The following is a 22,567-nucleotide window of genomic DNA, read 5'->3' as shown; positions in this document are numbered from 1 at the left end:
TCTCCCGCTTGGCGTATTCGACACTATCGGGGCATGTCTGTCCAGACACTTTGACACTCGGTCGATCGTGGGGCGGACGGTGGCGTCCGTCACGTTTCGGCGCGCCGGCCGATCTCCTCGCTGCGCATCCGGCCGTCGATCAGCAGCGCCTGATGATAGCGGCGGAGCGCGGCACCGCTGCGCCCGCGCGCGCCGTCCTCGATCGCCAGCGCGGCCAGCATCTCGGCGGTGCGCGTCATCGGATCGTGCGCGATCCGTGCGAGATCGGCGTCGAACGGCGCGAAGGCGACGGGCTCGCCCTGCCACGCGACGAGCTGCGCGCGCGCCGCATCGAGCGACTGGCCTTGGCAGTGGATCGCGAGGTCGACCAGCGCGCGGCCGATCCGGAACAATCGCCAGTGCAGCTGGCCGAGCGCGGCGCGTGGATCGTGCGCATAAGCGCCGGTGTCGGCGATCGCCTGTTCGATCGCGATGCTCCAGCCTTCCGGAAAGCACGGTGCGTAATCGAGCCGCAGCGGATGCGGATCGGCGAGCGCCTCGATCGGGAGCTGGATCATGTGGCCGGGCAGCAGTTCGTGCGCGACGACGCTCGGCAGCGTCCAGCGCGGGCGATCGCGGACCTGCGTGAGATCGACGATGTAGCCGCCGGGATGGCCGGGGGTGGGCAGGGTGCGGACGCCGACATGGCCCGTTGCGAGGTCGGCCGCGCTCGGGCGGATCGCCGCGACATCGCGGCAATAGGGCGGTACCGGTCCGATCAGCGCGGGCACGTCCGCCGCGAACAGCGCCAGCCATCGGTTCATCTCGGCGACTGCGGCGTCGCGACCGGCATCCGAATCGGGATAGAGCGCGTGCGCGTCCTGCCACAGGCGCGTGAAGCACGCGCCGGTGCTCGCACCGCTTATGCCGATGTCGCGGAAGAGCCGGGCGGCGCGCGTTTCGGCCTGCGCGCGCTCCTGCTCGAGCCGCCGCGTCACGGCATCGAGCGCGATTCCGTCGCCGACCTTTCGGCGGAGCAGGAGCGTCAGCAGCGTGGCGTCCCGCGTCGCCGCCGGTTTGGCGCGTGGATCGATACCGCGCGCGGCGATCGCGGCGTCGATCGCGAGCCCTGCGCGCGCCGTGGTCAGATCGAGGCGTGCGGCGGGCGGCAGCAATGCCGGTTCGAATTGCTCCAGCGTGCGCAACGCCACCACCGGATCGCGCTGCGCTCGTGCGGCGTCGAGCGCGGTGCGAAGCGCGTTCGCGGCCGCTCCGGCCCGCCATGGCGTCACCGCGAGCGCAGCGCCGCCCGCGAGCATCGCGCGCCGCGTCGTCATCGTGCGCGGTCGGCGAGCGCGACGCGGTTGTTCTGTCGCGTGACCTCGGCTGCGCCATCGACCGGATCGACCTGCACCGCGAGATCGCGCAGGGCGCGGCCTGCCGGGATTGTCAGCGTGACGGTCGCAGTATGCGGCAGCAGATCGTTCGGCGCCGGGAGCGGGGCGAGCGCGACGCTCGCGATCATCGCATCGCCCCATAGCGAGACGCGCGCGGGCGGCGTTGCCACCGCACCGAGGCTATGCACGGTGACCCGCACCGTGCGCCCTTCGACCCGGATGTCGTCGCGGCCGATTCCGAGATCCGGCCGAGTCTCGACCGGCGCCGTGGGCGTGACGAGCGTGAAATCATAGACCGTCATCGCCCCCGGGGTGAAGGACACCGGAACGCCGGCGCTTCGCTCGAGCGCGATCGCCATGGGCGCTTCGGCTGCGGTGATCGTCTTTCCGTCGTCGCTCGTGGTGCCGCGTGTCATCGACCAGCGCCCGGCGGTGACGTTCCAAGCGGTCATCGTTGCGGCCTGCACCGTCGTGCTCGTGTTGTAGCCGAGCACGCGGAAATGCGTCGTCGTCGCGTTCGGGAGCAGGATCGCGACCTGCTCCGCCGCGCCTGGCTCGGCGAAGCGCCAACTCACCGTATTGCCGGGCCAGGTCTGGTTGCGCCGGAGCGCGATCCCGCCGAGCCGCTCGCGCTGGAGGATCTCGTTGGGCTGCTCGACGCGGTCGGTCCACCAATGGCCCTCGGTATACATCGCCATGTGCTGCGTCTTGTCGGCGATCGCATCGGCATGGAGCGCGGCAAGCGCGCCGACATCGCCGCTCGCCGACCAGGCGGCATAGCGCGCAAAGGCCTCGTCGCCCTTCGCCGCGCGGGCGAGCAACGTCGGGCCTTGGGGCAGCGCGGTGAAGGCGTTCTCGTTGAACTCGGCAAGCGCGCCGCCGCCGCCCCTGGCGATGCGGGTTTCGATCGGGCGGAGATATTTCACGTCGCCGGTGAAGCGCCACGCCGCCCAGGCCGATTGCAGCGGCGTCGTCACCCCGCCGCCATCGCCGACGCGGGTGGCGTCACTGCGCCAGTTGATCTCGTTGGGATAGGACCAAAGCCCGTCGGGGCCCTGTTTGCCGTGCGCCATCCAGCCATCGACGGTGCCGGTTACGAGGCCGCGCGCGGCGGCATTGCCGTTGTACAGGCCGAGCAGGATCGGCGCGTGCAGCACGGTCCAGCTATACGGCTTCTGCCATTCGAATGCGCCCTCGCGGTACATCATCCGCCCGCCGTACCAGTTGCTGGCGAAGTGGACATGGCCGGCGGGGTTCTTGAGGATCACGCCCTGCAGCGCCTTGGCGGTCGCCATCAGCCGCTCGATCGCGATCGGCTCGCCCCAATTCAGATAGAGCCGCTCGGCGTCCGAATTGAGCCCTTCTTCATAGGCGTGGAGCTCGTCGGTGGTGATATAGCCGAGGCCGTTCACGCGCATGCCGTTCTTGTACGATGCGTCAGCGAGCGCGCGGAGCGAGGCGTTGATCTTGTCGGGCTCGACCCCCATCAGCGCGAGGCCGGGCCATTGCTGCGTCAGGTCGGTATCGTCGGAGATGCCGCCGCCGAAATCGCCGTACGGGACCTGGCGATGGTCGATCCACCAATCGACGAATTGCTTCGTCAGCTTGAGATCCTCGAGCTGACGGAACGCCCAGAGCGGCACGCCGGCGGGGGCGGTCGGCTGGACGAAGGCGGGCATGTTCTCGGGGCGATAGTCGATGTCGGCCCAATATTGCCGCGCGAGCACATTGTCGGGATCGACGCGGAGCAGGTCGCCGATGTCGCCGAACACGCGCGCGTAGAGCGCCTCGCGCTTCGAGGCGGTGTGCTCCTCGACGAGAAAGCCCCAATTGTCCTTCACCTGGCTGAGCCGGTCGGCGATGTGCTCGGGCAGCGCGGCGGCGCGGTCCTTGAACACGAGCCTGATCTTGGCGCCGTTGATCGCGGCGGCGTCGAAGCTGGCGTCGTTCGATGCGACGCTGAGATACAGGCTGTCGTTCGACAGGATGCGGTCGCGCAAATCGAGCCATAGCGTGCGCGCTTCGCCCGGGCGGACCGACACCGACAGGTCGATCATGTCGCGCGCGGGCCAGATCGGGTCCTTCACGCGGATGGCGAGCGCGATAGGGCCGCTGCCTTTCAGCGCGGGCAGGTCGATCGCGATGCCGTCGAGGCCGTCGTGGAGGTTCTGCCAGCCGTAATCGAACGCGCGCGCCAGCGGCGCGTCGGGATAGGCGTCGCCGAAGCTTGCCGGGATCAGCACATGGACGATCGGCAGGCCGGGCGTTCGTGGCTGCACCGGTGCGCCGGCACCCGCGGCACCCGCGCCGACGGCGGCCTTGATCCCCGCGCTCGGCAGCGCGACGACGGTGCTGCGTTCGTCGGGGGCGTATCGCCCGGCGATAAAGGTTTCGAGCGGGCCGAGCGCGGCGATGCGCGTCGAGGCGTTGGCGTCGATCGTGTAGGACAGTTTGAAGCGTCCGGCGGGCTCGGCGCCGGGGCGGACGTCATACGCCCACAGCTCCTGGATCGGCTGCTCCTGCATCGTGTTGACGAATCTCAGCGTCCCGCCCTGCCGCTCGGGCGCAGTGGTGACACTGCGCACGACGCCCTTCGCGCGCGTCGCGAGCAGAGTGGATGTGGCACCATTCGACCAGGAGAGCGCGCCGTATGCCGCACCGCGGATCTCGACGCGGTTGAAGCGCTCGCCCGCCGGCACGGTCAAATCGTAGCGCTTGCCGCCTTCGACATAGACGTTCCAGTCGGGCAGCTCGAAATAGTCGTCGCGCCCGGGGAGCTTCGAGCGGTTGTAGACGCCCGGCCAGGTCGTCTCGGCAATGCCGTCGACGCCTTTCCACATCCATTCTTTGAGATCCTTCGCGTCCGCGAACTCGACTTTCCGCACCATGGTGGCGGGCGCGTCGAGCACCGGCGGGAGCGTCTTGTCCCAGCCATAGCGATGGAGCCAGGCGGTGCGGCGGCCAGCGGTGTCGGCGGGGACGGCGGCGGGCTCGCGCTTCGCAGCGAGTGCCGCAATGCCGGCGGGATCGAGCAGATGGTCGTACACGCGGATCTCGTCGAGATCGCTGCCGCGCATGAAATGGTAGCGGCTCTGCACCTGGTGCGGCGAGATCACGCGTCCGGCGAGTCCGAACTGGTCGAGCCCCGAATCGAGATCGGCGACCTGATCCTTGCGCGCAACCAGCGCGCCGTCGACGAAGAGCTGCACGCCCTTGGTCTCGTCCCAGCCGAACGCGATATGCTTCCACGCATCGGCCGCAGGTGTCTGCGGGATCGTCCAGGAAACGCGGATGCGCGACAGATTGGCGTCGGTGACGAAGGCATCGAAGCCGTGGCCGTTCCAGTCGATCCGCAGGAACGCCATGTCCCAGCTGGTATGATCGGCGAACCCTGCGCGGAAGATCACGAACGGCGCTTGCCCGAGCGGCTCGCGCGGCCGCCAGAAGAAGCTCAGCGTGCCGCGCCCGGCGCGCATGTTGCCGGGCGCCTTCCACGCGACATAGCCGTCGTCGGCCCAGCGCGCCGCGCCGCCGATCGCGCCGTCGGGGACGACACCGACATTGCTGCGGAAGTTTGGTACGGGATCGCCAGCCGCCACGTCGGCGGTCAGGCTCGTATCGGCCGAGACGCGGAACAGCAGGCCGTCCTTTTCCTGCGCGATCGCCGGCGAGGCGACGGCGATTGCGGCCAGGCTCGTCAGGGCGAGCTTACAGCGCATCGACACGCGCCAGCCGCGGCGAGAGCAAGTGGATCACCCCGACCGCGATCAGATAGACGCTGCCCGCGACCGCGAAGATCAGCGTGTAGCTGCCCGTCGTCTGCAGGATATAGCCGGTGAACTTAGCCATCCCCATCCCGCCGATCGCGCCGACCATCCCGCCGATCCCGACGACCGAGCCGACCGCTTTTCGCGGAAACATGTCCGACGGGATCGTGTAGAGATTGGCCGAGAAGGCCTGGTGCGCCGCGGTCGCCAGCCCGACGATCGCCACCGCCGCCCATAGATTGGCGACATATTGCGCAAAGAAGATCGGCATGACGAGGAAGGCGCAGACCAGCATCGTCGTTTTGCGCGCGCGATTGGCCGACCAGCCGCGCTTCATCAGCTTGGATGACGACCAGCCGCCGGCGATGCTGCCGAAATCGGAGATCAGATAGATCACGACGAGCGGCGGGCCGAAGCTCTTGAGGTCGAGGTGATACGCCTTGGACAGGAAATCGGGCGTCCAGAACAGGAAGAGCCACCAGATCGGATCGATCAGGAACTTGCCGAGTGCATAGGCCCAGGTTTCGCGATAGCCGAGGAGGCGCGTCCAGGCGATCTTCTGCGCCGGGTCGGCGGGGTCGCTCTCGATATAGGCGAGCTCGGCGGCGGAGACGCGCGGCTGTTCGCGCGGACGGCGATAGATTGCGATCCACGCGACGAGCCAGACGAGGCTCGCCACGCCGGTGACGATGAACGCCATCCGCCAGCCGAAGGCGAGCGTGATCGCGGGTACGATCAGCGGGGTGATGACCGCGCCGATATTGGCGCCGGCGTTGAACAGCCCGGTCGCGAACGCGCGCTCGCGCGCCGGAAACCATTCCGACACCGCCTTGATGCCGGCCGGGAAATTGCCCGATTCGCCGAGACCCAGCACCGCGCGCGCGGCGGCGAACTGCAAGGTCGATCCGGCGAAGCCGCACAGCGTGTGGCCGAGCGTCCAGATGACGAACGCGACCGAATAGCCGACGCGCGCGCCCAGCCGATCGACGATCGACCCGAAGCTGATATAGCCGATCGCGTACGCCGCCTGGAACCAGAAGACTATGTCGGCATAGGCGTTCTCGTCCCAGCCGAATTCGCCCGAGATGTTGGGCTTGAGCAGCCCGATCATCTGCCGGTCGACATAGTTGATCGCAGTCGCGGCGAAGAGCAGGCCGCAGATCACCCAGCGATAGCGCCCGGCGGCGCCCGCCACGCTTGCCGCGCCCCCCACGCTTGCCGGGCCCGTGTCGATCGGAAATTCGGCCGTCGCCATGCTCACTCTCCTGTCGGCGGCCCTATGCTGGGCCTTGTCCGCAAATGTCGGGTCGGTCTTATTGCGCGGAGATGCTGCACTCCACGCGGAGGCGGTTATCGAAGATCGCGACGACGTTCGCGCCGATTCCGACGGGATGCACGCCGCTGACCGCACCGGTCGAGATCCATTGTCCTGCCGACAGCGCGATCCCGCGCGCCGCCATCAGCTCGAACAGGAAGCGCGCCGCGCCGAACGGACCGTCGAGCATCGTCGCGGCGGTCGCCACGCCGGTCGTCGCGCCGTCGATCGTCAGCTCGACGTCCCACGCGTTGAGATCGAGCGCGCGCCAGTCGGCGATATCGGCGCCGATGACGAGCCCGTTATTGTTGCCGAAATCCGAAATCGTGACGCCAGCGCCGTGATCGTTGATCCCGCCGAACGGCGAGCTCGCGATCTCGATGCCGACGCAGACGCGGTCGATCAGCGCGGTCGCCTCGGCGAGCGTATAGTCGTGCTTGGCGGGGTCGGGCGCGGTGCCGATGCGGAGCAGGAATTCGGCCTCGGCCGCGGCGAATCCGCCTTCGAAGACGGGCATCGCGCGCGGCGTGTCGCCCGCGTCAAAGGTCTGGTCGGCGAAGATCGGCCCGGCGAGACGGTCGGTGCCCTCGATCGGTGGGTTGATCCGCCCGACCTTCCAGCCGGCGATCGGCTTGTCGGTCAGCGCGATCGCCGCGTCCTGCATCGCATAGGCCTCGGCGAGCGCGGCGGGCATCGTACCCGGATACTCGACGAGCGCCGTCGCGTTGCGCCGCGCGGCGACGAATTCGTTCGCGATTCGGCTAATGTTGGTTTGACCGGTGTCGGACGTCACGTGCCGCAATCCCCCCTGCGCCGTTCTTTCGGCTTCTGCGCCGTGGGTATGGGAAACCGGTGTCATTGACAAGAGGGTGTGCGATGGATCGCGTTTCCCCCGGCGCGCTCAGTCGCCCGAAAGGATCGCCCAGTCCCCGTCGAAGGCCGACTGGGCAGCGCGGGCGATCGCCGCACGCGTGTCGGGATCGCTCGCGAGGTCGCCCGAGAAGCCAAGTATGGCGGCCATCAACCGATCGAGCACGCTCGCGGCGTCCCCCTCGGCAGCCGCGCTGGCGAGAGCAGCGCCCGCCGGATCGATGATCGGCACCCCGGCGCGCGCGCGCTGCATCAGGAAGGCGACCCAGCAGCCGAGCGCCACGACGACATGCTGCGGCATCGCGCCGCGCGCGCGGTGCGCGGCGAGCGTATCGCCGAGCCGATACGGGATCTTCTGGCTGCCATCGCCGGCGATCTGGTCGAGCCGGTGGACGATCACCGGGTTGCGGAAGCGCGCGAGCACGGCTTCGCGATACGAATCCTGGTCGAGCCCGGCGACCGGCTGAAGCGTCGGGATGATATCCTTGCGGATCATCGCATCGACGAAGCCGGCGAGTGCGGCATCGCCCATCGCCTCGGACACGCTGGCATGGCCGCGCAGCAGCCCGGCATAAGCGAGCGTCGAATGCGATCCGTTGAGCACGCGCAGCTTGGCCTGCTCATAGCCCGCGACATTGTCGGTCAGCGTCGCGCCGGCGCGCGCGAGTGCTGCGCAGACGGGGGAGCCGACATCTTCGATCACCCATTGCGTGAACGCCTCGCGCTGGACCGCGGCGCGATCCTCGACGCCGAGCGCGGCGGCGACGGTCTCGTACAACGCGGCATCGCTGGCGGGCGTGATCGAATCGACCATCGTGCCGGGGACGAGGACTTCCGCCGCGATCCAGGCGGCGAGGTCCGCGTCGGTCGCGGCGGCGAACGCCACCAGCGCGGCCTTCACCTTGGCGCCGTTGTTGGCGAGGTTGTCGCACGGCATCATCACGAACGGCGCGGTCCCCGCCGCCCGTCGCGCGGCAAGCCCGCCGACGATCCAGCCGATCACGCTGCGCGGCACCGCCGGTGCGGCCAGATCATGCACCACGTCGGGATGCGCAGGATCGAGACTGCCATCCGCCGCCAGACAATATCCTTTCTCGGTCACCGTCGTCGTGATCAGCTTTACCGCCGGGTCGGCGAGCAGGGCCTGCGTTTCAGTGGCATCGTCGGGGCCGAGAAAGCGGCTGTGCGCGCCGATCACGCGGAACGCCGATGCGGCATCGCGGATCGCGAGCGTGTAGAGCCCCTGCTGCGCCGAGAGCGCCTCGACCGTGCCCGCGCTGCGCAGCGAGACGGCGGCGATTCCCCAGCTCGGATCGTGCTCAAGCAGCGTGTCGACATAGACCGCCTGATGCGCGCGGTGGAATGCGCCGGGGCCGAAATGGACGATCCCGGTCGCGGGTGGCGCGCTGCGGCTGGGCCGGGCGATCGCGGCGGGAAGCGCGTCGAGCGCGGCATAGTCGAGTCGGTTCACAGCGTGACACCCCGTTTCCAGATCGCGATCTCGCGTTCGCCATTGCGTTCGGCCGCGGTCGCAGCCCCCGAGGCGATCGCGCATAGCGTCCCGGCGAGGTCCTCGGCAACCGGGGCGAAGCCGTGCTCGAGCACTGCGCCGGCATCGAAGTCGATCCAGCCGGGCTTGCGCATCGCCAGGTCGCTGTTCGACGCAATCTTGAGCGTCGGCACCGGGAAGCCGAGCGGCGTCCCGCGCCCGGTCGTGAACAGGATCGCGGTCGCGCCCGCCGCAGCGAGCGCGGTACACGACACGGCATCGTTGCCGGGCGCTTCGAGCAGCGTCAGCCCCGTCGCCGAAACCCGCCCGCCATAGGCCAGCACTTGCGACACCGCCGCGCGACCCGCCTTCTGCACCGCACCGAGCGATTTCTCCTCCAGCGTGGTGATTCCGCCGGCGACGTTACCCGGCGAGGGGTTCTCCGAAACCGGCTCGTTATGGTCGAGGAAATAGCGTTTGAAACCGTTGACCATCGTGACGATGCCATCGAACACGGTTTCGTCGGTCGCGCGGTCCATCAGCAGGCGTTCGGCGCCGAACATTTCGGGGATCTCGGTCAGCACGACGCTGCCGCCCGCCGCGACGACGCGCTCGCTGATCCGCCCGACGAGCGGGTTCGCGGTCAGCCCCGACAGTCCGTCCGACCCGCCGCATTTGACGCCGAGCACGAGCCGGTCGAGCCCGACCGTGCTGCGCCCGGCGCGCGCGAGCGTGACGAGCTTGGCGACCTTGGCGACGCCTTCGTCGATCTCGTCGCCGGCAAGCTGCGTTACCAGCGTGCGGACCATCGGCCGCCGCGTCGCCGGGATTTCCTCGAGCAACGCCGCGATCTGGTTCGATTCGCAGCCCAGCCCGACGATCAGCACGCCACCGGCATTGGGGTGGCAGGCGAGCGCGGCAAGGATGCTGCGCGTGCCGTCGAGATCGTCGCCGAGCTGCGAACAGCCGAACGGATGCGTGAAGGCGTGCACGCCATCGACCATGCCGTCGCCGGTCTCCCGCGCCAGCGCCGCGTCGGCGAGCGCGGCGATCCGCGTCGCGGTGCGCGCGACGCAGCCGACGGTCGGCAGCACCCAGATCTCGTTGCGCGTCGCCACCCGGCCGTCGGCGCGCGGATACCCCTCAAAGGTTGCGCGGTCGGATCCGCCCGGCGGCGCGGCGACCGCGCCCGGTGTGAAGCGATAGTCGAGCGTGCCGTCGAGCGCGGTCGCGAGATTGTGCGAATGGACATGCGCGCCGACCGCGATATCGGCGGTGGCGGTGCCGATCGGGAAGCCGAACTTGAGCACCGGCGTCCCGCGCATGATCGGTACGACCGCGACCTTGTGGCCGCTCGGAACGTCGCTCAACGCGATCACGGGATGCACGCCGAACAGCAGCGTATCGCCGGCGTGCGCCGGCTCTACCAGCGTCGCGACGCTGTCGGTGGGATCGATCAGAAGCGCTTTGGGCACGGCAAGGCCTTTTGGTAACCGGTATCATCGCCTTGCCCCAGACGGCGGCGGCTTGGCAAGGGCGTGATGGGCGCGCGATGGTCAGGCCACTAGCCAAGCCGACCCCTGCACGGGTATGCGAGGAGCGATGAAGAGCAGCGGACAACCGACGATCAACGATGTCGCGCGGATTGCGGGCGTTTCGAAGAAGACCGTCAGCCGCGTGATCAACCGCTCGCCGCTGCTCAACGACGATACGCGGCGGCGCGTCGAGGACGTCATCGCCGAACTCGCCTATATTCCCAACCCGCAGGCACGCGCGCTTGCGCTGCGCCGCAATTTCCTGATCGGGCTGGTCCACGACAATCCCAACGCGCAGATGGTGATGAACGTCCAGCAGGGCATTCTCGAAGCGCTGCACGGCACCGAATTCGAGCTGGTCGTGCGCCCGGTCGATCGCGGCTCGCCGACGATGCTGGTCGATCTGCGCCATTTCCTCGAGCGGCAGCGGCTGTTCGGGCTCGTCCTGCTCCCGCCGATCAGCGAGAACGACACGATCGCGCAGCTCTGCGCCGAGATCGGCTGTCGCTACGTCCGGATGGGATCGGCGCGGCTCGACGACGACGATCACATGGTCGCGTCGAACGATTGCGAGGCGGTACGCGGCGCGACCGAATTCCTGATCGCGCAGGGGCATCGCCGAATCGGGCTGATCGCCGGGCCGCACGGCTTCCGCTCGGCGCGCGAGCGGCGGCTGGGGTTCGAACAGGCGCTCGCCAATGCCGGCATCGCGCTCCCGCGCAGCATGATCGCCGATGGGACCTATACGTTCGAATCGGGGCTGACCGCGGCTGAGCGGCTGCTCGACCTGATGCCGCGGCCGACCGCGATCTTCTCGTGCAATGACGAGATGGCGGCGGGCGTGATGCACGCCGCGCGCCAGCGGGGACTCGATATCCCGAAGGACCTGTCGATCGTCGGGTTCGACGATACGCCCGTCGCCGCGCATGTCTGGCCGCCCTTGACGACGGTGCGGTGGCCGATCGCATCGATGGCGCGCTCCGCCGCGCTGAAGTTGACCGCGGGGCTCGACGGCGAGGAGATCGTCGAGGAGCCGTCGCTGTTCCTGTCGACGCTGATCCGTCGCGCCTCGGTGGCGGCGCCGAGCCATTAAAGAATTTCCCGCGCTGCGATCTTGCGAGACACCCTGACACCGGTTACCAAGCCCGCAAAAGCCGAGCGGGAAGGGAGAAGATGATGACACGACCACTCGACTTGAACCCTGACCGTCTGTTTCCGAGCGACCCGTCGACCCGTGCGATCGCGCGCACGCTCTACGCCGAGATCGCCGACCTGCCGATCGTCAGCCCGCACGGCCATACCGATGCCGGCTGGTTCGCCGACGATGCGCCGTGGAGCGATGCGACCGCGCTGCTGCTCGCGCCCGATCACTACATCTTCCGCATGCTTTACAGCCAGGGGATCGACCTCGATGCGCTGGCGATCCCGCGCCGCGCCGGCGTCCCCGCGACCGATCCGCGCGAAGCGTGGCGGCTGTTCGCGCAGAACGTCCACCTGTTCCGCGGTACGCCGTCGCGAATTTGGCTCGATCATGTCTTTGCCGAAGTGTTCGGCTTCGATGTCGCGCTCGAGGCAAGCACCGCCGATCTGTATTACGACACGATCGCCGAGAAGCTCGCCAGCCCGGCGTTCCGGCCGCGTGCGTTGTTCGATCGCTTCAAGATCGATTTCCTCGCGACGACCGAGGGCCCGCAGGACGATCTCGGCGCGCATCATCGCATCCGCGCATCGGGCTGGCAGGGCCGCGTCGTCACGACCTATCGCCCCGACGGCGTGATCGACGTCGAGCACGAGCAGTTCGGCCGCGCGATGACGCGCTTCGCCGAGTTGACCGGCGAGGACGTCCATAGCTGGACCGGCTACCTTGCCGCGCACCGCAAGCGCCGCGCCGATTTCCGCGCGGCGGGCGCGACCGCGACCGACCACGGCCATCCGACTGCCGCCACCGCCAACCTCTCGCCAGTCGAGGCCGAGGCGCTGTTCGGGAAAATCGTCGGCGGGACCTGGACCCCGGCCGACGCCGAGCTGTTCCGCGCGCAGATGCTGACCGAGATGGCGGCGATGTCGATTGACGACGGGATGGTGATGCAGATCCACCCGGGGAGTTTCCGCAACCACAATGCCGGCCTGTTCGCGAGCCACGGCCGCGACAAGGGCGCCGACATCCCGATGCGCACCGACTACGTTCACGCGTTGAAACCGCTGCTCGATCGCTTCGGTACGTCGACCGCGCTGTCGATCATCCTCTTCACGCTCGACGAGACCGTCTACGCGAGAGAGCTGGCGCCACTCGCGGGCCATTATCCGTGCCTCAAGCTCGGACCGTCATGGTGGTTCCATGACAGCCCCGAGGGGATGCGCCGCTTCCGCGAGATGACCACCGAGACCGCGGGCTTCTACAACACCGTCGGCTTCAACGACGACACGCGCGCTTTCCTGTCGATCCCGGCGCGGCACGACGTCGCGCGACGGATCGATTGCGGTTTCCTCGCACAGCTCGTCGCCGAGCACCGGCTCGAGGATTGGGAAGCCGCCGAGCTCGCGCACGAACTCACCAGCGGCCTCGTCCGCCGCGCTTACCGTATCGACCAACCCGAAGCTGCCGCCAAGGCGGCCTGACCCCGGAGAGCCCCATGTTCGACCGTACCTATTACGCCACGCATCCCGACATGATGGAATGCGTCTCGAATGACGAACTGCGCGATCGCTACCTGATCCAGGATCTATTCCGCGCCGGTGAGTGCGTGCTCAACTACACGCATGCCGACCGCTTCGTGATCGGCGGCGTGGCAGTCGCGGGCGGTGCGGTCAAGCTGCCCGACCAGACCGAGCCGGCCTCGGCGGCGGGGCATCCGTTCCTCGAGCGGCGTGAGCTCGCGGTGGTCAATGTCGGCAGCGCCGAGGGCGTGGTGACCGTCGATGGAAAGACCTTCACGCTCGGCAACAAGGATTGCCTCTACGTCACGATGGGCGCGAAGGACGTGCAGTTCTCGGGCGAGGGCGCGCGTTTCTATCTGGCGTCGTGCCCCGCGCACAAGGCGTTCACCACGCGGATGATCTCGGTCGCCGATGCGACCGCGCTCGAGCGCGGGACCCTCGCCGAATCGAACGAGCGGACGATCTACCAGATGGTCATCCCCGGCATCTGCGACAGCGCGCAGCTGGTGATGGGCCTGACCGTGCTCAAGCCGGGTTCGGTGTGGAACACGATGCCCCCGCACATCCACGAGCGCCGCAGCGAGATCTATTTCTATTTCGAACTCGACGATCTCGATAAGGACCGCGTGTTCCATTACATGGGCGAGGGCGAAGCGACGCGCCACATCGTCATGGCAAACGAGGAAGCCGTGATCTCGCCGCCCTGGTCGATCCATATGGGGTCGGGCACCAAGGCCTATGCCTTCATTTGGGCGATGGCGGGCGAGAACCAGGATTATACCGACATGAGCGTGCTGGATATCTGCCAGCTGGCGTGATCTTCCTGCTCCCCTCCCGCTTGCGGGAGGGGAGGAGAAGACGAATGAATCCCTTCGATCTCACCGGCAAGGTCGCCATCGTCACCGGCGCCAACACCGGCATCGGCCAGGCGATCGCCGTTGCGCTCGCCGCGGCCGGCGCCGATGTCGCCTGTGTCGGCCGCACCCCGGCCGAGGACACCGTCCAGCAGATCCGCGCGCTCGGGCGGCGCGCGGAGATCGTCTCGGCCGATCTGTCGACGATCGAGCCTGTGCAAAGAGTCGTGGACGAAACCGTGGACAAGCTCGGCGGGCTCGACATCCTCATCAACAATGCCGGCATCATCCGCCGCGCTGACGCGGTCGATTTCACCGAGCAGGATTGGGACGCGGTGATCGACACCAACCTCAAGTCGGTGTTCTTCCTGTGCCAGGCGGCCGGGCGCCACATGATCGCGAATGGTGGCGGCAAGATCGTCAATATCGCCTCGATGCTGACCTTCCAGGGCGGCATCCGCGTGCCGAGCTACACCGCGTCGAAGAGCGGGATCGGCGGCCTCACCAAGCTGCTCGCGAACGAATGGGCGGCAAAGGGGATCAACGTCAACGCGATCGCGCCGGGCTATATCGCGACCAACAATACTGCGGCGCTGCAGGCCGACGAAAATCGCAACCGCTCGATCCTCGAGCGCATCCCGGCGGGCAAATGGGGCGATGCGAGCGATCTCGGCGGCGCGGCGGTGTTTCTGTGCAGCGCGGCGGCGGCCTATGTGCAAGGGCATATCCTGGCGGTCGATGGCGGCTGGCTGGCGCGCTGAGCCTTCAACCGTCACCCCGGCCTTGTGCCGGGGTCCACCGCGCCGCATGCGGGGGGTCGAGTTTAGGAGTGGACCCCGGCACGAGGCCGGGGTGACGGTTGGGGATTGGGTGACATGACGTTTCTGGCATTCGGCGAACTCATGCTGCGCCTGTCGCCACCCGGGCGCGAGCTGCTGATGCAGACGCCGAAGCTCGACGTGTGGATCGCCGGCGCCGAAGCCAATGTCGCCAGCGCGCTCGCCCGACTCGGGCACGATGTCGCGGTCGCGAGTGCGGTGCCCGACAACGATCTCGGCCGCGCGGCGCTGACCAGCCTGCGCGGTTCGGGGGTCGATACCACGGGCGTCCTGCTGCGCGGCGAGCGGATGGGGCTGTATTTCGTCACCTCGGGCGCCGGCCTGCGCGCGACCGAGGTGATCTACGACCGGGCTTACACGTCCTTCGCCGAAACGCCGACCGAAGCATGGGATTGGGACGCATTGCTAGACGGCGTCGACCGCTTGCATCTGTCGGGCATCACCCCCGCGCTCGGGCCAGTCCCTGCCGCCAGCGCGATCGCCGCGGCGCAAGCCGCCGCCGCCAAGGGCATCGCGATCTCGTTCGACGGCAATTGGCGCGGCAAATTGTGGGAGCGCTGGGACAGCGACCCGCGCGGCATCTTGACGCAATTGGTCGCGCACGCCGATCTGCTGTTCGGCAACCACCGCGACATCGCGCTGCTGCTCGATCGCGATTTCGGCAGCGATGGCGAGGATCGGCGACGCGAAGCGGTCGAGGCCGCGTTCGAAGCGTTCCCAAAGCTCCAGACGATCGCCTCCACGGCGCGCCACGTCGAGCATGTCGATCTCCACCGCCTGTCCGCGCGAATCGATACGCGCCAGGGCCATGCGCAGACCGACGAGGTCGTGCTCGCCGGGATCGTCGACCGGATCGGCGGCGGCGATGCGTTTGCGGCCGGCGTGCTCCACGCGCTGCGACGCGGCGGTGACATTGGCGAAGCGGCCAAGACGGGCCTTGCGCTCGCTGCGTTGAAGCATTCGCTGCCCGGCGACGCTTCGCTGTTCCGCCAGGCCGACATCGATGCCTATCTCGCGGGCGGGCTCGATGTCCGGCGCTGAGCTGACGCGGCGCGCGCTGCTCGGCAGCGGCGTTGCAACCTTGGCGATCGGCGCGAGCGGACTGCGCGCGGCGACGGCTACGCCGCGCGTGATCGCGTGTCAGGCGGGCCGCTTCGAGGGGGTCCGCTCGGGGGAAACGGTCGCGTATCGCGGGATCCGCTACGGCCGCGCCGAGCGCTTCCGCGCGCCGACGCCGTTCCGCTACGGCAGCGACGTCCATCGCGCCGACCAGTTCGGCGCGGTCGCACCGCAATCGGGGACGCTGTACGGGCCACAGTCGGAAGACTGTCTGTTTCTCAACATCTGGACCGACCCCAGCGCGGCGCGCGCCAAGCCGGTGATGCTCTACATCCATGGCGGTGCCTATTCCGGCGGCAGCGTCACCGATCCGCTCAACGACGGCGCACCGCTCGCGGCGCGTGGCGATGTCGTGGTCGTGACGGTCAACCACCGGCTCAACGCGCTCGGCTATCTGTACTTGGCGCGCTTTGACCCGCGCTTTGCCGATAGCGGCAATGCCGGGCAGCTCGACCTGATCCTCGCGCTGAAATGGGTGCGCGACAATATCGCGGCGTTCGGCGGCGATCCGAACCGCGTGATGGTGTTCGGCCAGTCGGGCGGCGGGGCCAAGATCGCCACAATGATGGGCATGCCCGCCGCGCGCGGGCTGTTCCAGCGCGCCGCGACGATGAGCGGGCAGCAGGTCACCGCCTCGGGCCCGCTGAACGCGACCGCGCGCGCGCGCGCCTATCTCGGCAAGCTCGGGGTCGACGAGCATAACCTGGCACCGTTGCTTGCGATGCCGCCCGAGCGGCTCGTCGCCGCGCTCGATGCGACCGATCCGATCCTCGGCGGCGGGGTCTATTTCGGCCCGGTGCTCGACATGAAATGGCTCGAGCGGCATCCCTTCTGGCCCGACGCCAATCCGCAGGGGCTCGGTATTCCGCTGATCCTGGGAAATGTCCGCGACGAGACGCGCGGCTTCATCGCGATCGACGGTCCCAAGATCAAAGGCCTCAGCTGGGACAATATCGCCGCCCGGATGGCGCCCGAACTGCGGATCGATATCCTCCCAGAATGGGTCGTCGCGCAATATCGCGCCCATTTCCCCGACTGGTCGCCGGTCGATGTGTTCTACGGTGCGACCACCGCCGGGCGGAGCTGGCGCGGTCAGGTGATCGAGGCCGAGGCGCGCGCGCAAGCCGGGGCGCCGGCCTGGGTCTATCAGGTCAATTTCGGCTCGCGCACCGATCCGCGGCGCGGCGCCTTTCATACGATGGACATTCCGCTAGCGTTCGGCACGCTCGGCGCGCGCGGGTCGCAGACCGGCACGGGCGCCGACGCACGGGCCGCATCGCGCGCGTTGCAGGACAGCTTCGTTGCCTTCGCCAAGACCGGCGATCCGAACCATCCAGGCCTGCCCGAATGGCCGCGCTACGGGCTCGCCCAACGTGCGACGATGATGATCGACAGCGTCCCCCAGCGCGCCGACGATCCGCGCCGCTGGCAGCGCGAACTGTTCGCGCGCGTCCCCTACATCCAGCCTGGCAGCTGACTCAAAAACGTCGTTGACACCGGTTACCAAAATGGACATTCATAGCGCCAGGACGAGATCGCCGCAGAGCGACCGTCGCGCAGGAGAGGAGTCACGCGCCGTCGCGGCGTAGAATTCCCTCTCCCGCTCGCTGTTCCGAAGCTCCGCCAAGGAGCCGGCGCAGCAACCGGTGTCAATCACCGCTCCGCGACAACGCGCGGCGGTTAGGGGGGATGAGATATGAGCACGCTTTCCAAAAGCTTGAAGCTACAGCACGGCGTTTCGGCCGGCGCGATCGTCGCCGCCTTGCTGCTGCCCGCCGCCGCGTTTGCGCAAGCCACGCCGGGCTCGCCCGCGCAGCCGGTCACCGCGGGTCCAGTTGACAGCCAAGCCACCGACACGACCCCAGATTCCGCCGCCGATAGCACCGGCCAGGACATCGTCGTCACCGGCTTCCGCCAGTCACTGCAGGCGGCGCTCAACGTGAAGAAGAACTCGGTCGCCGCGGTCGATTCGATCGTCGCCGAGGACATCGCGAAGTTCCCCGACCAGAATCTCGCCGAATCGCTCCAGCGCATTCCCGGCATCTCGATCCAGCGCGACGCGGGCGAAGGCCGCGCGATCACCGTGCGCGGGTTGGGCGCGCAATTCACCCGCGTCCGCGTCAACGGGATGGAGACGGTCGCGACCTCGACCGATGGCGCCAGCGCAAACCGCGACCGCGCATTCGATTTCAACGTCTTCGCCTCCGAACTGTTCAGCTCGCTCGTCGTCCACAAGACCGCCGAAGCCTCGCTCGACGAAGGCTCGCTCGGCGCGGTGGTCGATCTCAACACGGGCAACCCGCTCGGCGGCAAGAAAACGGGCTTCACCGGCGCGCTGTCGGTGCAGGGTTCGTACAATACGCTCGCCAAGACGATCGGCCCGCGCGTCGCGGGGCTGCTGTCGTGGCGCAACGACGCCGGGACCTTCGGCGTATCGATTTCGGGCGCCTATTCGAAGCTCGACACGCTCGAGCTCGGCAACAACACGACGCGCTGGGCGCAGGCGCAGTTCGACTCGGTCAACGGCACACCGTGCTATTTCAACACGACCGGCACCGGCGCGGCGCAGGTCTTCACGACACGCGCGTCGAACAGCGGCGGCGTCTATCGCTCGAGCGCGGCGTGCGACAAGGCGTCGCTCGCCTTCCACCCGCGCATCCCGCGCTACGGCGTGATCAAGCATGACCGCGAACGGCTCGGCCTGACCGCGAGCGTCCAGTTCGCGCCGACCGAGAAGACCAGGATCTCGATCGACGGGCTCTATTCGAAGTTCAAGGAAACGCGCGAGGAGCAATGGGCCGAAGTGCTCATGCGCAGCAACGAGCGGTCGATCGATCTGGTCAACCCGGTCTATGACAAGAACAACAATCTGATCTCGGCGACGCTCAACGACGCGTACAACCGCAACGAACATTATCTGCGCAAGTCGAGCACCGAATTCTACCAGATCGGCGGCACCTGGGACCAGGACGTCACCGACAAGCTCCGCTTCACGCTGCTCGGCGGCGTGTCCAAGTCCGACGCGAGCATCCCGGTCGAGACGACCATCCTGTTCGACAACAAGGCGGCGCAGGGGTATCAATACGATTACACCAACATGGCGAGCCCCAAGCTGACCTTCGGCGGCAACGTCGCCGATCCGACCAGCTATCAGCTCTCCGAAATCCGCGATCGCCCGTCCGACACGGTCAACAAATTCCGTACCGCGCAGCTGCGCGGCGAGTGGGACGTCGCCGAGGGGTTCCAGATCAAGGCGGGCGGCGTCTACCGCAAGTTCAGCTTCGATACCGTCGGCTTCACGCGCGACACCGTGGTGTGCGGCAATGGCGGTAAGGATCTGGTGCTCGGCACGCTCAATTGCTCGCCGAGCTCGGCGATCGCGCCGGGGTCGGTCTACGGCTTCCCGGTGACGGCGGCGCTGGCGGATGTCGTCAGCCTCGGTTCCGCCGGGCAGCCCGCCGGGACCACGACGCAATATGCGATCGCCAACATTCCCGCCGCGGCGGCCTATACCAACCTCTACAACCGCGCGCTCGTCGTCGACCCCGGCAACACGCGCAGCGTGTCCGAAGAGGTCAAGGGCGCCTATCTCGAGTTCGACACCAAGGGCGAGCTGTTTGGCTTACGCTATGCCTTCAATGCGGGGGTGCGCTATGTGCGGACCGACCAGGTCTCGGCCGGTCTGGTCAGCGGCGTCGCGGCGACGGTCAAGCGCGACTATGACGATTGGCTGCCGTCGCTCAACGTCGCGCTCTATCCGACCGAGAACATCATCGTCCGCGGCGCCGTCGCCAAGGTGATGACGCGCCCGTCGCTCGGCAATCTGACGCCGGGCGGGTCGGTCGACGGGTTCAACTTCAAGATCACCAACGGCAACCCGTTCCTCGATCCGTTCCGCGCGACCGCCTACGATCTCGCGCTGGAATGGTATTTCGCACCCCAGTCGATCGCCTCGATCGCGCTGTTCAAGAAATCGATCGACAGCTTCCCGGTGTCGAGCACGATCACGGGGACGCTCGCCGACGCCGGGCTGACCAAGGCCGTGCTTCCGCCGAGCTCGCCCGCGTTCATCAATTTCGATCCGACCCAGCTCTACAGCATCTCGACCACGGTCAACGGGACCGGTGCATCGCTCAAGGGGATCGAACTGTCGGTGCAGGCGCCGTTCAAGTTCCTGCCGGGCTTCCTCAAGAATTTCGGCGGGATCGCCAACGCGACCTTCATCGACAGCACGGCAAGCTACGGCGTGGTCGGACCGTCGACGCTGGTGTGCGCGACGCAGTTCACCTGCCGGCTGGTCGCGCCGGCCGCGGTGCAGCGCACCTCGACGCTGTTCGGCCTGTCGAAAAAGGCGTTCAACGGCACGCTTTATTATGAGGACGCCAAGTTCAGCGCGCGCGGCTCGATCAGCTATCGCGGGCCGTATGTCGACCAGAACAGCGGCACCGGGAACGTCTTCGAAGGCTATACCGCGACGACCAATATCGATGCGTCGGTGCGCTATCGCTTCACCAAATGGCTCGAAATGTCGATCGAGGGGACCAACCTCACCGACACCTATCGCTATCGCTACACCGATCTCGACGCGAACCGGAATTACGAGAACAACCATTTCGGGCGCACGATCCTGGTCGGCGCACGCATGAAGCTCTGACCTCGAACGCTTTCCTCCCCTCGCGGACGGTGCCGGACCCCGGCATCGTCCGTCTCTTTTTCAGGAGCCGTTGGATGCTCGACCGGCGCAGCGCGATACTCGGGACCCTGGCGAGCGGGCTGGCGGGCAGCGCGCTCGCGCAGACTGCACCTCCGCGGAGGGCGGGTGCTGCGGTGGCCGGCTTGCCCGAGCCCGAGGAGACGATCGACCTGTGGCCGCACGGCGCGCCCGGTGCGCCCGCGCGCGCGTTGGTCGAGACGGTCGAGGAGCGCAGCACCGATCCGGTGTTGGCCGATCGCGCAATGACCGGGATCAGCCGCCCGCGGCTCGTCGTGTTTAGGCCGCGCATCGCCAACGGCTCGGCGGTGCTCGTCGCGCCGGGCGGGGGCTATGCGCGCGTGGTGATCGACAAGGAGGGCTATGAGCTGGGCCGCTGGCTCGCGGCGCGCGGCTTCACGGTGTTCGTGCTCTTCTACCGCTTGCCGGGCGAGGGCTGGGCGGCGGGCCCTGACGTCGCGCTTGCTGATGCGCAGCGCGCGATGCGCGTCATCCGGTCGCGCGCGCGGGACTATGGCGTCTATCCCGAGCGCGTAGCGGCGATGGGCTTTTCGGCGGGCGGGCACGTCTGCGGCGATCTCGCGACGCGTTTCGATGCGCGCGTCTACAGCCCGGTCGATGCCGCCGACCGGCTGGCGGCGCGGCCGGATGTCGCGGCGTTGATCTATGCGGTGCAAGCGATGACGCCCGAGCTGGCGCATCCCGGATCGCGCGATCTGCTGATCGGTCGGGCTGCGAGCGAGACGCTGGCGCTCGCGCATTCGACCGCGCACGCGGTGACGGCGCGGACGCCGCCGTGCTTTCTTGCGCATGCCGAGGACGACACCACGGTCAAGGTCGAGAACACGCTCGAATTCCGCGCGGCGTGCAAGGTGGCGCGGATTGCGGTCGAAACGCATCTCTTCACGGCGGGCGGGCACGGCTTCGGGCTGCGCCGCGCGATGGGGAAGCCCGCCGAGGCCTGGCCCGAGCTGTTTCTGGCCTGGGCACGGACGCAGGGGCTCGGCTAGGGTGCACGGATGATAGATGTCGGATTGATCGGGTACGGGCTCGCCGGGGCGTCCTTCCATGCGCCGCTGATCGGCGCGGTTGCGGGGTTGCGGCTCGCGAGCGTGGTGACGTCGCGGGCGGAGGCGGTGACGCGCGACTGGCCCGAGGCGAAGGCGGTGCGCGATGCCGACGCGCTGTTTGCCGATCCGGATATCGGCCTGGTGGTGATCGCCACGCCCGACCATCTCCACGCGCCGCTCGCCATGGCCGCGCTCGAAGCGGGCAAGCCCGTCGTGATCGACAAGCCGTTCGTGACCGATCCCGCCGATGGTGCCGCGCTGATCGCGCTGGCGGACGCGAAGGGGCTCATGCTGTCGGCGTTCCACAATCGGCGCTGGGATGCAGATTTCCTGACGGCGCGTGCCGTGCTTGATGCGGGGCTGCTCGGCGAGATCGCGCTCGCCGAGTTGCGCTGGGACCGCTTTCGCCCGGCGATCAAGCCCGGCTGGCGCGAGACCGCGGGGGCGGGGCTGCTCAACGATCTCGGCCCGCATCTGCTCGACCAGGCGCTGCAGCTGTTCGGGATGCCCGAAGCGCTCACTGCCGATCTGGCCACGCAGCGCACGGCGGCAACGACCGAGGATTATTTCGAACTCACGCTGCACTATGGTGCGCGCCGGGTGATCGTCTCGGCGGCAACCCTGCTTGCGGCACCGCGCCCGCGCTTTGCGCTCCACGGGACCGGCGGGAGCTTCGTCAAACATGGCATCGATCCGCAGGAAGCGGTGCTGCGCGCGGGGCTGCCGCCGACGACGCCTGGCTTCGGGGAGGATGCGCCCGATGCCTATGGCACGCTGACCGATGCCGACGGCGTCGCGCGGGCGGTGCCGAGCGAACGCGGCGACTGGCGGGGCTATTACGAAGGGGTCGTGGCGACGCTTACCGCAGGCGCCGCAGCGCCGGTTCCGGCGGGGGAAGCACTGAGCGTCATGCGCTTGATCGCGCTTGCGCGCGAGAGTGCGGCGGGCGGGCGGAGGCTCGCCC

Annotated in this window: 15 protein-coding genes; 9 read left to right on the top strand and 6 right to left on the bottom strand. The window is 68.2% G+C overall.

Annotated elements, in window-relative coordinates:
• Positions 1-89: 89 nt before the first annotated feature.
• The 6 genes from RH90_RS04275 to RH90_RS04250 all read right to left on the bottom strand — a co-directional run bounded on the left by RH90_RS04275 (position 90) and on the right by RH90_RS04250 (position 10,292).
• Positions 90-1,316, bottom strand: a complete 1,227-nt coding sequence (locus RH90_RS04275) for a DUF885 family protein (RefSeq protein WP_010184099.1) — start codon at positions 1,314-1,316, stop codon at positions 90-92.
• The gene (locus RH90_RS04270; RefSeq protein WP_010184098.1) at positions 1,313-5,095 is read right to left on the bottom strand and encodes a LamG-like jellyroll fold domain-containing protein; all 3,783 of its coding nucleotides are present in this window, start codon (positions 5,093-5,095) and stop codon (positions 1,313-1,315) included. Before RH90_RS04270 ends, RH90_RS04275 begins: the two co-directional genes overlap by 4 nt.
• Positions 5,085-6,398, bottom strand: coding sequence for an MFS transporter (locus tag RH90_RS04265; RefSeq protein ID WP_010184097.1), 1,314 nt, complete (start codon positions 6,396-6,398; stop codon positions 5,085-5,087). The genes RH90_RS04270 and RH90_RS04265 overlap by 11 nt, the downstream gene beginning before the upstream one ends.
• Positions 6,399-6,456: 58 nt before the next feature.
• Positions 6,457-7,251, bottom strand: a complete 795-nt coding sequence (locus RH90_RS04260; RefSeq protein ID WP_010184094.1) for a 2-keto-4-pentenoate hydratase — start codon at positions 7,249-7,251, stop codon at positions 6,457-6,459.
• Between the two features lie 108 nt (positions 7,252-7,359).
• Positions 7,360-8,799 (bottom strand): mannitol dehydrogenase family protein, encoded by a 1,440-nt coding sequence (locus RH90_RS04255; RefSeq protein WP_010184093.1) that lies wholly within the window; start codon positions 8,797-8,799, stop codon positions 7,360-7,362.
• On the bottom strand, positions 8,796-10,292 hold the full coding sequence (locus RH90_RS04250) for a UxaA family hydrolase (protein WP_010184092.1): 1,497 nt from the start codon (positions 10,290-10,292) through the stop codon (positions 8,796-8,798). The genes RH90_RS04255 and RH90_RS04250 overlap by 4 nt, the downstream gene beginning before the upstream one ends.
• 127 nt (positions 10,293-10,419) lie before the next feature.
• On the opposite strand from RH90_RS04250, the gene RH90_RS04245 reads away from it, so the two are divergent.
• The 9 genes from RH90_RS04245 to RH90_RS04205 form a co-directional block, all read left to right on the top strand.
• On the top strand, positions 10,420-11,445 hold the full coding sequence (locus RH90_RS04245) for a LacI family DNA-binding transcriptional regulator (protein ID WP_010184091.1): 1,026 nt from the start codon (positions 10,420-10,422) through the stop codon (positions 11,443-11,445).
• Positions 11,446-11,528: 83 nt separating this feature from the next.
• Positions 11,529-12,971, top strand: coding sequence for a glucuronate isomerase (uxaC, locus tag RH90_RS04240; protein ID WP_029625027.1), 1,443 nt, complete (start codon positions 11,529-11,531; stop codon positions 12,969-12,971).
• Positions 12,972-12,985: 14 nt separating this feature from the next.
• Entirely contained in the window at positions 12,986-13,828 is an 843-nt protein-coding gene (kduI, locus tag RH90_RS04235; RefSeq protein ID WP_010184087.1) for a 5-dehydro-4-deoxy-D-glucuronate isomerase, read from the top strand.
• 44 nt (positions 13,829-13,872) lie between these two features.
• A complete protein-coding gene (kduD, locus tag RH90_RS04230) occupies positions 13,873-14,625 on the top strand; it encodes a 2-dehydro-3-deoxy-D-gluconate 5-dehydrogenase KduD (RefSeq protein ID WP_010184086.1) in 753 nt (250 codons plus the stop codon).
• A 114-nt stretch (positions 14,626-14,739) separates the two neighbouring features.
• Positions 14,740-15,744 (top strand): sugar kinase, encoded by a 1,005-nt coding sequence (locus RH90_RS04225; protein ID WP_010184085.1) that lies wholly within the window; start codon positions 14,740-14,742, stop codon positions 15,742-15,744.
• Complete coding sequence (locus tag RH90_RS04220) at positions 15,731-17,299, top strand: carboxylesterase/lipase family protein (protein ID WP_010184084.1); 1,569 nt, start codon at positions 15,731-15,733, stop codon at positions 17,297-17,299. The genes RH90_RS04225 and RH90_RS04220 overlap by 14 nt, the downstream gene beginning before the upstream one ends.
• A 219-nt stretch (positions 17,300-17,518) precedes the next feature.
• A complete protein-coding gene (locus RH90_RS04215; protein WP_010184082.1) occupies positions 17,519-20,476 on the top strand; it encodes a TonB-dependent receptor in 2,958 nt (985 codons plus the stop codon).
• Between the two features lie 74 nt (positions 20,477-20,550).
• Positions 20,551-21,543: an alpha/beta hydrolase gene (locus tag RH90_RS04210; RefSeq protein ID WP_010184081.1), complete on the top strand. Its 993-nt coding sequence runs from the start codon at positions 20,551-20,553 to the stop codon at positions 21,541-21,543.
• Positions 21,544-21,552: 9 nt separating this feature from the next.
• Positions 21,553-22,567, top strand: a 1,015-nt coding sequence (locus RH90_RS04205; RefSeq protein WP_081476868.1) for an oxidoreductase, incomplete at its 3' end; no start/stop codon positions are given.

The organism is Sphingomonas sp. PAMC 26605 (assembly GCF_000241485.1).
GTDB lineage: Bacteria > Pseudomonadota > Alphaproteobacteria > Sphingomonadales > Sphingomonadaceae > Sphingomonas.
Note: the sequence above shows the minus strand (reverse complement) of the source record. Positions and strands in the feature narration are given on the sequence as shown.

Coding starts and splice junctions, on each gene's coding strand:
- RH90_RS04275 (WP_010184099.1), bottom strand. CDS start 1,316: ATGACGACGCGGCGCGCGATGCTCGCGGGCGGCGCTGCGCTCGCGGTG.
- RH90_RS04270 (WP_010184098.1), bottom strand. CDS start 5,095: ATGCGCTGTAAGCTCGCCCTGACGAGCCTGGCCGCAATCGCCGTCGCC.
- RH90_RS04265 (WP_010184097.1), bottom strand. CDS start 6,398: ATGGCGACGGCCGAATTTCCGATCGACACGGGCCCGGCAAGCGTGGGG.
- RH90_RS04245 (WP_010184091.1), top strand. CDS start 10,420: ATGAAGAGCAGCGGACAACCGACGATCAACGATGTCGCGCGGATTGCG.
- uxaC (WP_029625027.1), top strand. CDS start 11,529: ATGACACGACCACTCGACTTGAACCCTGACCGTCTGTTTCCGAGCGAC.
- kduI (WP_010184087.1), top strand. CDS start 12,986: ATGTTCGACCGTACCTATTACGCCACGCATCCCGACATGATGGAATGC.
- kduD (WP_010184086.1), top strand. CDS start 13,873: ATGAATCCCTTCGATCTCACCGGCAAGGTCGCCATCGTCACCGGCGCC.
- RH90_RS04225 (WP_010184085.1), top strand. CDS start 14,740: ATGACGTTTCTGGCATTCGGCGAACTCATGCTGCGCCTGTCGCCACCC.
- RH90_RS04220 (WP_010184084.1), top strand. CDS start 15,731: ATGTCCGGCGCTGAGCTGACGCGGCGCGCGCTGCTCGGCAGCGGCGTT.
- RH90_RS04215 (WP_010184082.1), top strand. CDS start 17,519: ATGAGCACGCTTTCCAAAAGCTTGAAGCTACAGCACGGCGTTTCGGCC.
- RH90_RS04210 (WP_010184081.1), top strand. CDS start 20,551: ATGCTCGACCGGCGCAGCGCGATACTCGGGACCCTGGCGAGCGGGCTG.